Below are 14,431 nucleotides of genomic sequence, written 5' to 3'. Positions count from 1 at the left end.
CTACTTCTTCTCGTTGTCGTCGTCCACGACCTCGGCGTCGACGATGTCCTCGTCGGAGCCCTCGGCCGTCGGCTGGTCGTCGGCGGGTGCGCCACCGGCCTGCCCCGCGTCCTGCTGGGCCGAAGCGTAGATCGCTTCGCCGAGCTTGGACTGGGATGCCTGCAGCTTCTCGAAGGCCGACTTCACCTCGTCGTCGTTGTCCTGCGACTCGAGCGCCTTCTTGAGGGCGTCGACGTCGGCCTGGACCTCGGTCCTGACCTCCTCGGGCAGCTTGTCCGCGTTGTCGGCGATCAGCTTGTCCACCGAGTAGGCGAGCTGCTCGGCGCCGTTGCGGACGTCGGCCGCCTCGCGGCGCTTCTTGTCCTCGGCCGCGTGCTCCTCGGCCTCGCGGACCATGCGCTCGATGTCCTCCTTGGAGAGCGAGGAACCACCGGTGATGGTCATCGACTGCTCGGTACCCGTGCCCTTGTCCTTCGCGGACACGTGGACGATGCCGTTGGCGTCGATGTCGAAGGTGACCTCGACCTGCGGCACCCCGCGGGGGGCCGGCGCGATGCCGGTCAGCTCGAACGTGCCCAGCGGCTTGTTGTCACGGGTGAACTCGCGCTCGCCCTGGAAGACCTGGATGGCCACGGACGGCTGGTTGTCGTCCGCCGTCGTGAAGGTCTCGCTGCGCTTGGTCGGGATGGCCGTGTTGCGCTCGATGAGCTTGGTCATCATGCCGCCCTTGGTCTCGATGCCGAGGGACAGCGGGGTGACGTCGATGAGCAGGACGTCCTTGCGCTCGCCCTTGAGGACGCCGGCCTGCAGTGCGGCACCGACGGCCACGACCTCGTCCGGGTTGACGCCCTTGTTGGGCTCCTTGCCGCCTGCGAGCTCCTTGACGAGCTCACCGACCGCGGGCATACGCGTGGATCCGCCGACCAGGACGATGTGGTCGATGTCGGCGACCTTGATCCCGGCCTCGGCGATGACGTCGTTGAACGGCTTCTTGGTGCGGTCCAGCAGGTCCTTGGTCAGGTCCTGGAACTTGGCGCGCGAGAGGTGCTCGTCCAGGTGGACGGGACCGTCCGCCGTGACGGAGAGGTACTGCAGCGAGATGTTGGTGGAGGTGGCCGAGGAGAGTTCCTTCTTGGCCTGCTCCGCAGCCTCCTTCAGACGCTGCAGGGCGATCTTGTCCTTGGACAGGTCCGCACCCTTGGCCTTGGCCTGCGACAGCAGGTAGTCGACCACGCGCTGGTCCCAGTCGTCGCCGCCGAGCCGGTTGTCACCGGCGGTGGAGCGGACCTGGATCGTGGAGAAGGCGTCCTCGTCCTTGCCCACCTCGAGGAGCGAGACGTCGAACGTTCCGCCGCCGAGGTCGAAGACGAGGATGAGCTCGTCCTCCTTGCCCTTGTCGAGCCCGTAGGCGAGAGCGGCCGCGGTGGGCTCGTTGACGATGCGCAGGACCTTCAGGCCCGCGATCTCGCCGGCCTCCTTGGTGGCCTGGCGCTCGGCGTCGTTGAAGTAGGCGGGCACGGTGATGACGGCGTCCGTGACCTTCTCGCCGAGGTAGCTCTCGGCGTCGGTCTTCAGCTTCTGCAGCGTGCGTGCGGAGATCTCCTGCGCGGTGTACTTCTTGCCGTCGATGTCGACGTTCCAGTCGGTACCCATGTGGCGCTTGACCGACGCGATGGTGCGGTCGATGTTGTTGACGGCCTGGCGCTTGGCGATCTCGCCGACCAGCACCTCGCCGGACTTGGAGAATGCGACGATCGACGGCGTGGTGCGGGCGCCCTCGGCGTTCGCGATGACGGTGGGCTCGCCGCCTTCGAGAACCGAGACGACCGAGTTGGTGGTTCCGAGGTCAATACCTACTGCACGTGACATGCAATTTCCTTTCGACTGCCCGGGATTTGCGAGGCGCTCATCCGCCGGGCGCGTAGATTGAGCGTTCTGCACTCAACTATAGGCCCGAGGGCTCGAGGCACCAAATCACCTTGAGTCGGGTCGACTCAACTCCTCCTCGGGCGGTCGGCTCCATCAGGTCCGCCGGGGAGAGATCGCGTGTGTGTGGGGGGCTCCGACACCACGGAGAAGACACGCGGATGGACGTGCACCCCGGCAGGCCGGCGGATGCCGGACGGGCTGGTCCGCCGGCGCACTACCGGCGGGTGAGGGCGGCGTGCAGGGCGGTGACGCGTTCGAGGATGTCGTCCCGGACCAGGCGCATGCGCTCGATCCCCTCGATACCGCGTTCACCGGGCTCGTCCGTCTCCCATCGCTCGTAGAGCGTGCCGTCGACCTCGTCGACCTGCGCCTCGGCACCCAGGACGACGACGAGGTCCGCCCGCTCCTGGTCCTCGCGGGTGATCCGCCGGGGCATGTTCCGGCTGATGTCGATCCCCAGCTCGGCCAGGACCTCCGCGGAGAGGCCGTTGACGGCAGACCCGGGCTTCGACCCGGCGGAGGCGCTGGCGACGGCACCCCCGGCCACCCTGTCCATGAGGCCGGCCGCCATCTGTGACTTGCCCCCGTTCTTGACGCACACGAACAGGACCGAGGGCGTGGCTGCCTTGAAGCTCATCGGGGTACTCACTTCTGCTCTGGAGGTCGGGATCAGGGGTCGCGGATCGGAGGCCGGGGATCAGGAGGCGGGACGGGCCGTGCATGACGCGGGGCTCGGCTTCCCGGACCCAGCCTATGCACCGTCGACTGCACCGTCGACTGCACCGTCGACGCTCTCCCCTGCAGGGCTGCGCACGGTCCGGCTCCCTGCAGGACGGCGCACGGTCCGGCGCCGGGAGTCCTCTTCCCGTCGTTCCGTCCGGCAGCCCCGGCCCTGGTCCGCTTCCGTGCTCGCCGGACATCCGCGGCGCGGCCCGCTCCCCTAGCCGCAGCCCGCGGTGCCGGGGCATACTGCGGTCATGGAACTCGACGAGTGGTGGGCAGCCGTCCTGCCGGAGACGCGGCAGTGGCTGGGCGATCACAACGGCGAGGCGCTCTCCCCCGAGGTGGCCGCGGACATCAGCCGCGTGGGCGGCCTGATCGCCGCCGCCCCCTGGTGGATAGGTGAGCGCGGCCCCGACGGCGTCTTCCTCTCGGATGCGGCGACCGACTGGATCGAAGCGCGCGCCAACGCGGAGTGACGCCGGGGCGCGGTCCCGCGCGTCAGCGACGCGGCGGACCTTCCCGCGCCCCTGCACCGCCGACGACGGCGGGAGCCGGACCCGACGGAGGTCGGGACCGGCTCCCTCCTCGTCCTCCCTCCTCGTCCTCCCTACGCGACGCCGGCGCGACGGCGGACCAGCACCGCACCGCCGATGCCTGCTCCCACCAGCGCCAGCGCGCCGAGGGCCAGGGGCGCGGTCGACTCCGGCGAGGAGGCCGGCGCCGACGCGACGCCCGTGTCCACACCGCCCATCGGCAGGGCCGTCAGCTGGCCCCGGACAGCACCCGGCACGAAGCCGGACGTGTGCGTGTCGGCCGAGAAGCCGGCGGGGTCGGCCTCGAGCTGCTTGAGGGAGAAGCCCTCGCCCGTGTCCACGCCGTCGTCACCCGTCAGTCCCGTGGTGAAGGGGCCCTGGAGGCAGCCCGAACCCGTCAGGGTCCCCTCGCCCCCAGGATTCGGGAAGGCGATGCGGGGCGGGCCGTTCTTCCCCGCCGCGGTCTGGTGGATGTGGGTCGAGGTCTTCGCCATGCTCTGGAACGGCGGCGTGACGCCGTCGAGCGTGATGTCGTAGCAGATGATCTCGAGGTCCGAGTTGATCATGAAGTTGAACGTGCCGGTGGCACCGGGCTCACCCGGGGCGGGTGCGCCGTCCGGGCCGATCACGTTGCCCGGGAGCGCCGCGACCGTGTAGGCACTGGTGAAGGAGTCCGGCCGGTCGACGGCCGTCTCCGCGGACGCGGGCGCAGCGCCCATCACCGTCACGAGCGCCGCTGTCCCGACGATGCCCGACAGCCCGGCGATCCTTCTCTTCGTGGTCCTCTGCATGGTGTCCCTTCCGATGTGCGCGCCGCGGGTCGGTGCGCCTGCGAAGGTATACTCGCGCTTGCGTCCGGGCGTTCATCGCCGCGGACGGACCGCCGTCGTCGCGGAGTGGTCGGACGTCGCGGACGAACCGGTGAACGTTTCACCACCCCCGGCTGTATCCCCTTCGCACCCACACCTGCGGACAGGCGGACACGATGCTCGGGACGACGGCTCGGAGGGCGGTTTCAATCAGGGACGACGCCGGCACGTTCGACGTGCGGGAGGCCTTCGACGAGCACGGCCGTGGCCTCTACGCCTTCGCGTACAACAGCACGCGCGACGGCGGCATGGCCGAGGAATGCGTGCAGGAGACCTTCGTCCGGGCCTGGCGGGCACGGGCCAGCTACCGGCCCGACCGCGGGTCGGAGCGGACCTGGCTGTTCGCGATAGCCCGGAACGTGGTGATCGACCAGCTGCGTGCCCGGCAGAGACGGCCCACTCCGGTCACCGACGACCACCTGCAGGCGTCCGCCACCGTGGTCTCGGAGACGGGACCGGCCGATGACCGGATCGTGCTGTACGGCGGGCTGGCGCGGTTGAGCAGGGAACACCGCGAGGTGATCGTCGCGGTCCAGCTGCAGGGGATGACCTACCTCCAGCTCGAGAGGCACACGGGCGTCCCCGCGGCGACGCTGCGCACACGGATGTTCTACGGACTGAGAGCGCTGAGGGAAGCACTGCGCGAGGAGGAGGAGCAATGAGCGATCAGCATGCACGCCGGGAGGCACTGCTCGCGGCTGCCCTCACCGGTGATCTCCACGGCGACGAGCAGCGCGACTTCGACCTCGCCTGCGCCGCGGACCCGACCCTGGCGGAAGAGCTGCAGGAGCTCAGGGACCTCACGCGGCGGCTGGGCCGCGCGGACCTGGCGTGGGAGGAAGCGCCGTTACCGCCCGGCCTCGCCGAGCGCGTCTCCCTGGCCACGGATGCGGATCCCGTCGATCCCGCCGTGGACACCGCTCCGTCCCGCTCCCGGCGCACCGGCAGCAGGAGGCCCACGTCCGGGACCCGCCCGCGTCGGTTGCAGTTCTCGCTCGCCGCGGCCGGGCTCGTGGTGGCCGGTGCGCTCGGGGGACAGGCCCTGACGGGAGCCCTGCAGGCTCCCCCGGACGGCCCGCCCGGGACGCTCGGCGCAATGGAGGACGTCGCCTTCTCGGAGCAGCCTGCAGGAACCACCGTCGACGCCGCCCTCGTGGCACACACCTGGGGCACGGAGACGGTGCTCGAACTGGACGGGCTCGCCGTCGGGGAGGAGTTCGAGGTGGTGCTGGTGGGTGAGGACGGCGAGGAGTACCTCTCCGGCACCTTCCTCGGGGCGGACCGCACGGTCACCTGCAGGATGAACGCCGCGGTGCTGCGCGAGGACGTGTCCCAGCTCCAGATCCGCGACGGTGGGGGCGCCGTGGTCGCGGTGTCCGACGTCGTCGTGCTCTGACCGGATCATCGTCGTCGTGCTCTGACCGGATCATGACGGACGACGGCGGGCGGGAAGACGCCTGCGACGCCCCGCCGTCCCGGGGTCAGCCGAACGGGTTGGTGTCCTGGCAGGACACCTCATCGGCGGTCTGGTTGATGGCACCCGAGACGTCGGGACCGGCGATCTGGTCGAGCCCACCTGCGGCGTCCGCGCCGACATACACCTGCACACCGTAGACCGAGGGATCTGGAGCGGCGATCGACGCCGGCAGCCCGAGCAGGGCGGCGATGGCCCGTGCCTCCTCCTCGAGGCCCTCGCCGTAGTAGATGCCGGTAAGGGGCGTCGCGGGGGCGGGCATGCTCCCGGCCCCGGCGTAGCCGGCCCCCGTCAGCGCCGGGACGAGTGACGCGACGACGCCTGCGCCGCCCGTCCCGTCCGCGACGACCACGGGGACCGAGGAGGCTTCGGGCTGCGGACCGGTGTCGGGACTCGCGGTCGGGTCGGTGCTCCCGGCCGCGGGATCACCCTCCGCGGGAACACCTTCAGCGGGAACACCTTCCGCGGGAACGTCCGCCGCGGGCGTCGTCAGATCGGCACTGGACCGGAGTGCGGCGAAGAGTTCGGACGCGAGGGGTTCGTCCAGCACCAGGCGGTTCGGATCGGCTGCGGGCACCGTCGGGACGGCGATGAACGCGACCTTCGCCGGGTCGATGTCCTTCAACCGGTTCCCGATGGTGACCATGGCGGGAACGGTGGCCAGTCCCCTGTCCACGGTGAGGTTGCTGGTCAGGGCGTCGGCGATCCCGAGCAGTCGCTGCGGGTTCCCGAGAGTCCCCTCATCCTTGATCTTCCGGGTGAGCGAACCGAGGAAGGCCTGCTGCGCCTGGATCCGGCCGAGGTCACCGCCGTCACCGAACGCCGCGCGGGCCCGCAGGAATGCCAGGGCCTGCTCGCCCTGGACGCTCGAGGTCCCGGCCGGCAGCTTCAGGCCGGACTTCGGCTCGTCGATCGCTTGGGTGACACAGACGTCCACTCCCCCGACGGCGTCGGAGAGCTCGGTGACCGCGGCGAAATCAGCCAGCATGAAGTGGTCCACCTCGAGCCCCGTGACCTCGTTGACGGTGTCCACCGCACACCCCGGACCGGCGTCCCGCATGGCGCTGTTGATCATCTCGCCGGACCTGCCGTCGAACGAGCCGCCGCCCTGCCCGTCCGTGCAGGCGGGGATGTCCACGAGGAGGTCGCGCGGGAAGCTGAGGACGTTGACGTGCTGGTTGTCCGCGGAGATGTCGAGCAGCATCATGACGTCCGCCTGCCCGTAGCCCGAGGAATCGTCCTCGGCGCCGTAGGCCGCATTCGATCCGCTCCGGGTGTCCGAACCCAGGACCAGGATCTGCAGCCGGTCGGTGCGGTCGTCCACCCCGGACCCCGACGTCCCGTTGGCGCTGAGGTCGAGACTGTCGACGTTGGTCGCGAGTCGTACCGCCCAGTACCCGCCGAACACGACGACGGCCGTGACGAGAGCGATCACGGCCACCGCCACGGGACGCTGCCACCGGGGCCGCCCACCGTCCACGTCGTCGAGGCCACGGCCGGAGCGGTGACCGGCGCGGTGCTCGGGCCGGCTCTCGTCCTGGTGCTCGGCCCTGCCCGGCACGAGGAGCCCCTCGCCGGGATCGGGGCGTCGGACGGGTCGGTCCGCCGGCTGGGGCTGGTCGGGCAGGTGCGTCACACGGGTTCCTTCGGGTCCGGGCAGCACGAGGCGAGCCGGGGGGAGCAGGGGAAGCTGACACGGTAGCAGCAGCGTCTGGGTGTTCCGTGGGACGCGGGACGCCGATGCGTGGTGCCTCACACGCGGTCGCCGCACCCGGTCCCAGGTGGATCGGCGGATGCCGCCGCCGTACGGTGAGGAGAATGGCTTTGCACCCGACACCCAGCGGCCCTGTACCTCCGAACCCCTCGCTGCGCGCCCTGCCCAGCTTCCTGCAGGGCGCCCTGATCGGCCTGGTGGAGCTGGTGCCGGGGGTCTCGGGAGGCACCATGGCCCTCGTCCTCGGTATCTACGACCGCCTCATCGCCTCGGCCGACCATGCCGTCCACGCCGTGACCGCGCTCCTCGGCGGGAACGGCCGGGCGGCGTCGCGCACGCATCTCCGCGCCGTCGAATGGCGGCTCGTGCTGCCCCTGGTCGTCGGCATGGCTGTGGCGCTCTTCACGCTGGCCGGACCGCTGCACGCCTTCGTCGACACGCAACCCGTGATCGCCCGTGCCCTCTTCCTCGGCATGGTGCTCGCGAGCCTGCTGGTCCCGCTGTCCATGGTCACGCGGCTGCTCCCGCCTCGGCCGGCACAGTGGGCTCTGGCCGTGTTCGTGGTGGTGGTCGTCGCTGTCGGCGTCTTCCTGGGACTGGGGCTGCCGACCCTGCAGGTGGGCGAGCCGCAGGGGTGGGTGCTCGTCCTCAGTGGTGCCGCCGCGGTCTGTGCACTGGTGCTGCCCGGTCTCTCGGGCTCCTTCATCCTGCTCACGATCGGCCTGTACGAGCCGACCCTCGAGGCCGCGAGTACCCGCGACCTCGGCTACCTCGCACTCTTCGCCGGCGGTGCGGTCCTCGGGCTCGCGACAGTGGTGCGTGGCCTGGCCTATCTCCTGCGGGCGAGGAGGCGCGCAACCCTGCTCATAGCCACCGGCCTGATCCTGGGCTCCGCGCGTGCCCTGTGGCCGTGGCAGGACGGGGCGGCCCTCCTCGCCCCGGATCCCGAGGCGTGGGCGGCTCCCCTCGCCGTGTTCGTGGTCGGTGCCGCCGTCGTCGTCGTGCTGTGGCTGTGGGACCGGCGGACCCAGGCGCGTCGCGTACCGCGACGACGGCCTGCCTGACCGTCCGCCGTCCTACCGGACCACGAGGAGCACGGCGAGGACCAGCATGACGACGGCGATCAGCGCGTCGAGGACGCGCCACGCCACCGGGCGCGCGAACAGCGGGGCGAGGAAGCGTGCTCCCGCGCCGAGGGCGGTGAACCAGACGATGCTGCCCAGGCCCGCGCCGGCCGCGAACCACCACCTGCCGGTGGGGCCGTGCGTCCCCGCCAGGGAGCCGAGCAGCAACACGGTGTCGAGGTACACATGGGGATTGAGCCAGGTCAGGGCGAGGCAGGTGCCGAGCGCGGCGCGCCAGGACGTCGTCGCGGCACCCCCGGCAGTGTCGAGGGTCCCGCCCCGGACTGCCCTGCGTGCGGCAAGGACGGCATAGCCAGTGAGGAAGGCCGCGCCCGCCCAGCGAATCACCTCCAGCAGCACCGGCGCCCCCTCGATCAGGGCGCCGAGGCCGCCGACGCCGAGCCCGATCAACAGGAGATCCGACAGGGCACAGACCGCAACGACGAGGACCACGTGGGAGCGTCGGAGGCCCTGGCGCAGCACGAAGGCGTTCTGCGACCCGATGGCGACGATGAGGGTCAGGCCGGCAGCGAAGCCGGTGGCGGCGGTGGTGATCACCTGATCAACCTAGGAGTGCGGAGCGGGTAAGACCAGCTAAAGCTTCTTCAGCATGGTAAGAAGTGCTCATGACACATGTCGACCCTGCACAGGCGCAGGCGCTCGCCGCGATCGTGGGCGGAGGCAGCTTCGAGGCTGCTGCCGCCACGCTCTCCATCACCCCGTCGGCGGTGAGCCAGCGGATCCGTGCCCTGGAGGTCGCCGTCGGACGCCCCGTCATCACACGGGCCCGGCCGCTCCGGGCCACCGACGCCGGACAGGCGATCGTGCGATTCGCGCGGCAGCTCGAACTGCTCACCGCCGACCTCTCGGACGAGCTCGCCGCGGAGGACCAGCGGAGCCGGCAGCGCATCACGATCGTGGTCAACGGCGATTCCCTCCACACCTGGGTGCTGCCGGCCCTCGCCCCGATCGCGGAGACGCTCCAGATCGAGATGCTCCGGGAGGACCAGGACCACTCGCTCGACTTCCTGCGCAGCGGCGCGGCCGCGGCGGCGATCACGTCGGTCGCGGCGCCGGTCCAGGGCTGCTCCTCCCACCCGCTCGGCATCATGCGCTACCTCCCGGTGAGCACGCGCAGCTTCCGCAGGGCCTGGTTCCCGGACGGCGCGACGCCGGAGGCACTGGGGAAAGCCCCCCTCATCGTCTTCGACCGGAAGGACGACCTGCAGGACGCCTATCTCCGCCCACGCACCCGGAGTGCCGCGGACGCACCACGGCACCACGTCCCCGCAGCCGAGGAGTTCGCGGAGGCCATCCGCCTCGGCATGGGCTGGGGCCTGGTGTCGGAGCTGGAGCTGCACAGGGATCGCGGGGACCTCCTCCCGTTCGACGACGACGGGCACCTGGACGTCCCTCTGCACTGGCAGCAGTGGCGCCACGGCTCGACCGCGCTCACGGCCGTCGGGTCGGCCGTCCGACGCGGCGCTGCGCTGCTCCGGCAGCCCGGGACGGGGCGGACGGAGCAGTGACGGAGTGTGATGGAGGGAGCGATCCCACGGCGTCGGTGCGGGTTGCTAAAATCATGGAGCGGGCAGCCGCCCGTCGACAAAGGCAAACCCGGTGCGAGCCGGGGACGCAAAGCCACGGGACCCACGCGGTCAGCCGGGCCGCCGAAGAGAACAGGTCTCGCACCATGGCACGGACACCCGCCGTCACTTCCGAACTCCCGTCCGCCCGGCAGGCGGAGCATCCGTCCGAAGCGGCGCTGCTGGCGACCGAGCCGAAGGTCGCAGCCCATGAATAGCGTCGCTGCCGGTGACCGCCGCGCAGCGGTCGTGATCGAGGACGACCTCGACATCCGCAACCTGCTGTGCGCCGTCCTCGAGCAGGGCGGCTTCGCGGCAAGCGGTGCCGCGACGGGCCGCGAGGGGGTGGATGCCGTGCGGCAGGAACATCCGGCGGTCGTGACGCTCGACATCGGCCTCCCCGATATCGACGGCTACGAGGTGCTGCGCCGCATCCGTACGACGTCGGACTGCTACGTGATCGTCCTGAGTGGCCGCACGGACGAGATGGACGTGCTGACCGCTCTGCAGGCCGGCGCGGACGACTACGTCCTCAAGCCCTTCCGCCCGCGGGAACTGAGGGCGCGGATCGACGCGATGCTGCGCCGGCCCCGCATCGGCCAGCCGGTGGCTCCCCCCGCGACCGTCACCCCCGGACCGTCCGGTGGCACCGCGCCTGCCCCGGCGGCCACCACCGGGCCCCCGCCCGATGCGGCGGACCTCCTCCGCAACGGCAACCTGGTGCTGGACGGCGAGGCCCGCACCGCGACCTGCTCAGGCGTCGAACTCCCGCTCACCAAGACCGAGTTCAACCTCCTCCACGAACTGCTCCGCAGCAACGGTGCGGTGCGCACCAAGGAAGAGCTGGTGCGCGTATCGCGCGGCAGGGAGTACCGGGGCTACAACTTCGTCAGCCGCACGGACGAGCGCGCCATCGAGGTGCACATCGCGAACCTGCGGCAGAAACTGGCCCGGACCTCGGGGGACCCGGATCTCATCACCACGGTGCGCGGCGTCGGCTTCAGGATCATGCCGAGGAGCTCGACCTCCCGGTAGCCGTCGGCTCCCCCGCGTGGGACCGGACAGCGTCCCCGCGGGTCGGCACCGCACCAAGCCGGTCTAGGGCGCAGCGTCCGCGCTCCCGACCGGGTAGGACCGGCCGAGCGCCGCCACGGTGTCCGCCGCGCACGCCCGGAGGAGTGCGAGGGAGTGCAAGGCCTCGTCGAGGTCGTCCGCCGCGATCAGGCGCTGCATCCGGAGCGCGGCCTGCGTCAGGCGCACGGCCCCCACCATGGCCGACGACGTCGTGACGCTGAGCACCGCGTCCGCTGCGCCCATGGCATCGCCGCCCCGCAACCGGACGTCCAGCCGGTCGATCTTCCCCCCGAGCGTCGAGCAGAAGTCGTGGGCGAACCGGTTGACGACGGCGGGATCGTCGAAATCGCTCCTCATGTCCTCCAGGACCGCCGGCACCAGCAGCGGAGCAGCCTTGCCCGGCGCGCCCGTAGCCGGGACGGCTTCACTCCTGGGGGGTGCCGTCCCGCTGTCCTGGTGCTGACCAGGACCTGACGGAGTCGAATGGATGGGCACAGTCCAAGGGTAGCGACAGCGGGTTGCGAGGATGCGGAACCATCCGGTTCTTGCGCAAAGCTTGCGGAAGGCCCGGGGCGGTGGGCGCAGGGCCGCAGGGCAGGTGCACCCGGCGACGCGGAAGGACCGTCGGAGCTCATCCGGACGGCCCCTCCACGGGCGGGGACCGCTAGCGCGGCGAGGGGGTCTTCCCGAGCTTGGACGGCCACCAGATCGCCGGCCCGATGTCGTAGGCGAGGGCCGGGATGAGCAGCGAGCGCACCAGCACGGTGTCCAGCAGGACGCCAAACGCCACGACGAAGGCGATCTGCGCGAGGAACAGGATCGGGATGACCCCCAGTGCCGCGAAGGTCGCCGCGAGGACGACGCCCGCCGACGTGATGACGCCGCCCGTGACCCCGAGGCCGCGGAGGATCCCCGGCCGTGTCCCGATGCGCAGCGACTCCTCCCTGACGCGGGTCATCAGGAAGATGTTGTAGTCCACGCCGAGCGCCACGAGGAACACGAAGGCGAAGAGCGGCACCGAGGCGTCCGCGCCCTCGAAGCCGAACACGTTGTTGAACACGAGTGCGGAGACGCCGAGCGCCGTCGCATTGGAGAGCGCCACACTGGCCACGAGCAGCACGGGCGCCAGCACCGAGCGCAGCAGGATGACGAGGACCACGAGGATGACGAGCAGGACGATCGGGATGATCTTCACGAGGTCGGCCAGCGCGGTGTCGTTCGTGTCGATGGCCACCGCGGTCACGCCGCCGACGAGCGCATCCGGGCTGGCGTCGTCGAGCGCGGTCCGCAGGTCCCGCACCACGTCCTCCGCCCGGTCCGAGTCCGCCTGGTACTCGAGCGTGCCGCTGATGAGCACCCGGCCGTCCTCGACGACCGCGGCACCGCTCGGATCGGCCGTGAGGCTCGCGTCGGCGATGCCCTCCTGGGCACTCACGGTGTCGAGCGCAGCGTCCTGATCCCCCTCCGGTGCCACGACGTAGACGGGGCTGCCGGAGCCCGCATCGAAGTGACGGCCGAGCGCCTCCTGGCCGTCCACGGCGTTGGAGGGCGCCAGGATCAGTGCGGACTGCGATACACCGCTGGCCTGCAGCTGGGTGAGCCCGAGGGCTCCCGCGACGAGGATGAGCAGCGACGCGATCCAGAGGACGCGAGGACGGCGTGCCACCTGCAGCGCCACACGCTTCCAGATGCCTTTCAGCCGCTCGAGGCCGGTCTCGGCACCCGCAGCGGTGGGTGCGGCGTGCCTGCCGTGGTGGGGTGCGACGGCGACCGCGAGCCGGGGATCGTAGCGCGGCCGCAGTGGCCAGAACGCGGCGCGCCCGAACAGCAGCAGGAGCGCAGGCAGGAGCGTCAGCGCGGCAGCGAGGGAGAAGACGATCCCGATGGCCGCGATCGGCCCGAGGCTCCTGTTCGAGTTGAGGTCCGAGAAGAGCAGGCAGAGCAGGCCCAGGATCACCGTGGCGCCCGAGGCCAGGATGGGTTCGACCGAGCCGCGGTAGGCCACGCGCATCGCGTCCCACCTGGTCTCGTTCTCCGCGAGTGCTTCCCGGAACCGCGCGACGAGCAGCAGCGCGTAGTCGGTGGCGGCGCCGATCACGAGGATGGACAGGATGCCCTGGCTCTGTCCGCTCAGCTGGATCCAGTCGAGCTTCGCGAACGCGAAGACCAGCAGGATGGACGTGGCGAGGGCGAAGACGGAGGTCAGCAGGACGAGGAACGGCAGGACCACGGAACGGTAGACGGCGAGCAGGATGACGAAGACCGCGCCGAGCGCCACCCCGAGCAGGATCCCGTCGATACCGCCGAAGGCCTCCACGAGGTCGTTGGTGAAGCCGGCGGGCCCCGTGACGTAGCCCGTGACGCCGTCGGGCAGGTCATCGGCGAGGACCTGCCGCAGTTCCGTGACCACCTCGGCGAGCTCGGCATCCGGCGAGACGAAGGCGATGTACTGGACCGCGAAGCCGTCCTCCGAGGGGATGGGACCGGCGACGGCGGGGGCGCCCTCCGCCGGCGGCTCCAGTCCCTCGACGGCACCGAGCGTGGCGCCGAGGTCCGCGTAGGGCCCGAGTTCCTCCTGCGCGATCTCCGTACCCGACTCCGCCACGATGACCGCCGGGATGGCCTCCGAGTCACTGAACTGCTGCTGCAGTTCCCCGGCCTCCGTGGACTCGGCGCTCGCCGGCAGGAATGACGCCTGGTCGTTGCTCGACACCTCCTCGAGCCGACCGAACGTCGGCCCGCCCACCGCGGCCCCCGCCAGCCAGATCAGGACGACGACGACGGGCAGCAGGACCCTCAACCACGTACTTCTCATGAACTTCCACGCCTTCCTCAAGGTATCTCTGCAGCAAAGTATATCTATGATGGAGATAATGGGAACCAGCCTAGGCTGGAAGGAAAGAAGGCGAGGAACGATGGCGGCTCGGGACGACCTCATGGCACTCATGCGCCAGTTCACCGTGGAGACCGACCGCTACGTGGACGTCGCGAGCAACCGCGACAGCCTCTACCGCACGGACCTGCACGCCCTGAGCATCATGATGGGTGCCGCGCGGGCCGGGCTCACCGTCACGCCGGGCCTTCTCCGGGAGGAACTCAACCTCAGCTCGCCCGCCACCACGGCGCTCGTGGACCGGCTCGACTCCGCAGGACACGTGACGAGACGGCGCAGCGACGTCGACCGGCGCCAGGTCCACCTCGAGCTGACGGAGAAGGCGCGCACCACCGGCGCCCTGCTCTTCGCCCCCCTCGGACGTCACATCACCGGCGTCCTCGACCGGTACTCCGAGGAGGAACTCACACTGCTGCGCGACATGATGCAGCAGGTGACGGACGCGACGGTCGCCGCGACGATCGAGGCGCGGGACGACACAGCCGCTGACTGAGGGCCGGCCCGCGCTACGC

General features: G+C 70.8%; 14 protein-coding genes and 1 riboswitch. Of the genes, 7 read left to right on the top strand and 7 right to left on the bottom strand.

Annotated features, from left to right (window positions below; translation table 11 throughout):
* Together dnaK and ASF21_RS04380 are read right to left on the bottom strand one after the other, a co-directional pair.
* Complete coding sequence (gene dnaK, locus ASF21_RS04385) at positions 1-1,869, bottom strand: molecular chaperone DnaK (RefSeq protein WP_055767265.1); 1,869 nt, start codon at positions 1,867-1,869, stop codon at positions 1-3.
* A 274-nt stretch (positions 1,870-2,143) separates the two neighbouring features.
* Positions 2,144-2,566, bottom strand: a complete 423-nt coding sequence (locus ASF21_RS04380) for a low molecular weight phosphatase family protein (protein WP_055767262.1) — start codon at positions 2,564-2,566, stop codon at positions 2,144-2,146.
* Positions 2,567-2,906: 340 nt separating this feature from the next.
* Here ASF21_RS04380 and ASF21_RS04375 point away from each other — a divergent pair, with 340 nt between their 5' ends.
* Positions 2,907-3,128, top strand: a complete 222-nt coding sequence (locus ASF21_RS04375; protein ID WP_055767258.1) for a hypothetical protein — start codon at positions 2,907-2,909, stop codon at positions 3,126-3,128.
* 131 nt (positions 3,129-3,259) lie between these two features.
* Here the strand turns inward: ASF21_RS04375 and ASF21_RS04370 are convergent, their stop codons facing one another.
* Positions 3,260-3,976: a CHRD domain-containing protein gene (locus ASF21_RS04370; RefSeq protein WP_055767254.1), complete on the bottom strand. Its 717-nt coding sequence runs from the start codon at positions 3,974-3,976 to the stop codon at positions 3,260-3,262.
* Positions 3,977-4,170: 194 nt separating this feature from the next.
* On the opposite strand from ASF21_RS04370, the gene ASF21_RS04365 reads away from it, so the two are divergent.
* Together ASF21_RS04365 and ASF21_RS04360 are read left to right on the top strand one after the other, a co-directional pair.
* Positions 4,171-4,716 (top strand): sigma-70 family RNA polymerase sigma factor, encoded by a 546-nt coding sequence (locus ASF21_RS04365; protein WP_055767251.1) that lies wholly within the window; start codon positions 4,171-4,173, stop codon positions 4,714-4,716.
* Positions 4,713-5,450, top strand: coding sequence for a hypothetical protein (locus ASF21_RS04360; RefSeq protein ID WP_055767249.1), 738 nt, complete (start codon positions 4,713-4,715; stop codon positions 5,448-5,450). Before ASF21_RS04365 ends, ASF21_RS04360 begins: the two co-directional genes overlap by 4 nt.
* 85 nt (positions 5,451-5,535) lie before the next feature.
* Here the strand turns inward: ASF21_RS04360 and ASF21_RS04355 are convergent, their stop codons facing one another.
* On the bottom strand, positions 5,536-7,164 hold the full coding sequence (locus ASF21_RS04355; RefSeq protein ID WP_235498649.1) for an LCP family protein: 1,629 nt from the start codon (positions 7,162-7,164) through the stop codon (positions 5,536-5,538).
* 182 nt (positions 7,165-7,346) lie between these two features.
* On the opposite strand from ASF21_RS04355, the gene ASF21_RS04350 reads away from it, so the two are divergent.
* A complete protein-coding gene (locus ASF21_RS04350; RefSeq protein ID WP_162237510.1) occupies positions 7,347-8,306 on the top strand; it encodes a DUF368 domain-containing protein in 960 nt (319 codons plus the stop codon).
* A 12-nt stretch (positions 8,307-8,318) separates the two neighbouring features.
* Here ASF21_RS04350 and ASF21_RS04345 read toward each other — a convergent pair whose 3' ends face one another.
* Positions 8,319-8,924, bottom strand: a complete 606-nt coding sequence (locus ASF21_RS04345; protein WP_055767243.1) for a LysE/ArgO family amino acid transporter — start codon at positions 8,922-8,924, stop codon at positions 8,319-8,321.
* Positions 8,925-8,992: 68 nt separating this feature from the next.
* Here ASF21_RS04345 and ASF21_RS04340 point away from each other — a divergent pair, with 68 nt between their 5' ends.
* The gene (locus ASF21_RS04340) at positions 8,993-9,895 is read left to right on the top strand and encodes a LysR family transcriptional regulator ArgP (RefSeq protein ID WP_055769126.1); all 903 of its coding nucleotides are present in this window, start codon (positions 8,993-8,995) and stop codon (positions 9,893-9,895) included.
* Between the two features lie 71 nt (positions 9,896-9,966).
* Positions 9,967-10,041, top strand: a riboswitch (cyclic di-GMP riboswitch).
* Between the two features lie 121 nt (positions 10,042-10,162).
* On the top strand, positions 10,163-10,987 hold the full coding sequence (locus ASF21_RS04335; protein ID WP_055767240.1) for a response regulator transcription factor: 825 nt from the start codon (positions 10,163-10,165) through the stop codon (positions 10,985-10,987).
* Positions 10,988-11,050: 63 nt separating this feature from the next.
* Here ASF21_RS04335 and ASF21_RS04330 read toward each other — a convergent pair whose 3' ends face one another.
* Both ASF21_RS04330 and ASF21_RS04325 read right to left on the bottom strand, forming a co-directional pair.
* On the bottom strand, positions 11,051-11,383 hold the full coding sequence (locus tag ASF21_RS04330) for a hypothetical protein (protein ID WP_055767236.1): 333 nt from the start codon (positions 11,381-11,383) through the stop codon (positions 11,051-11,053).
* Between the two features lie 307 nt (positions 11,384-11,690).
* Positions 11,691-13,841 carry an MMPL family transporter gene (locus tag ASF21_RS04325; protein ID WP_055767233.1) on the bottom strand — a complete coding sequence of 717 codons (2,151 nt, stop codon included), beginning with the start codon at positions 13,839-13,841 and terminating at the stop codon, positions 11,691-11,693.
* A gap of 100 nt (positions 13,842-13,941) precedes the next feature.
* On the opposite strand from ASF21_RS04325, the gene ASF21_RS04320 reads away from it, so the two are divergent.
* Entirely contained in the window at positions 13,942-14,412 is a 471-nt protein-coding gene (locus ASF21_RS04320) for a MarR family winged helix-turn-helix transcriptional regulator (RefSeq protein WP_055767230.1), read from the top strand.
* Positions 14,413-14,431 lie beyond the last annotated feature (19 nt).

This window comes from Arthrobacter sp. Leaf234 (genome assembly GCF_001422665.1).
Taxonomy (GTDB): domain Bacteria; phylum Actinomycetota; class Actinomycetes; order Actinomycetales; family Micrococcaceae; genus Arthrobacter_D.
This window is presented reverse-complemented; position numbering and strand designations above follow the sequence as displayed.

Excerpts from the sequence above, each read along its gene's own strand:
- dnaK (WP_055767265.1), bottom strand. The coding sequence starts at position 1,869 with ATGTCACGTGCAGTAGGTATTGACCTCGGAACCACCAACTCGGTCGTC.
- ASF21_RS04380 (WP_055767262.1), bottom strand. The coding sequence starts at position 2,566 with ATGAGCTTCAAGGCAGCCACGCCCTCGGTCCTGTTCGTGTGCGTCAAG.
- ASF21_RS04375 (WP_055767258.1), top strand. The coding sequence starts at position 2,907 with ATGGAACTCGACGAGTGGTGGGCAGCCGTCCTGCCGGAGACGCGGCAG.
- ASF21_RS04370 (WP_055767254.1), bottom strand. The coding sequence starts at position 3,976 with ATGCAGAGGACCACGAAGAGAAGGATCGCCGGGCTGTCGGGCATCGTC.
- ASF21_RS04365 (WP_055767251.1), top strand. The coding sequence starts at position 4,171 with ATGCTCGGGACGACGGCTCGGAGGGCGGTTTCAATCAGGGACGACGCC.
- ASF21_RS04360 (WP_055767249.1), top strand. The coding sequence starts at position 4,713 with ATGAGCGATCAGCATGCACGCCGGGAGGCACTGCTCGCGGCTGCCCTC.
- ASF21_RS04350 (WP_162237510.1), top strand. The coding sequence starts at position 7,347 with ATGGCTTTGCACCCGACACCCAGCGGCCCTGTACCTCCGAACCCCTCG.
- ASF21_RS04340 (WP_055769126.1), top strand. The coding sequence starts at position 8,993 with ATGACACATGTCGACCCTGCACAGGCGCAGGCGCTCGCCGCGATCGTG.
- ASF21_RS04335 (WP_055767240.1), top strand. The coding sequence starts at position 10,163 with ATGAATAGCGTCGCTGCCGGTGACCGCCGCGCAGCGGTCGTGATCGAG.
- ASF21_RS04330 (WP_055767236.1), bottom strand. The coding sequence starts at position 11,383 with ATGAGGAGCGATTTCGACGATCCCGCCGTCGTCAACCGGTTCGCCCAC.
- ASF21_RS04325 (WP_055767233.1), bottom strand. The coding sequence starts at position 13,841 with ATGAGAAGTACGTGGTTGAGGGTCCTGCTGCCCGTCGTCGTCGTCCTG.
- ASF21_RS04320 (WP_055767230.1), top strand. The coding sequence starts at position 13,942 with ATGGCGGCTCGGGACGACCTCATGGCACTCATGCGCCAGTTCACCGTG.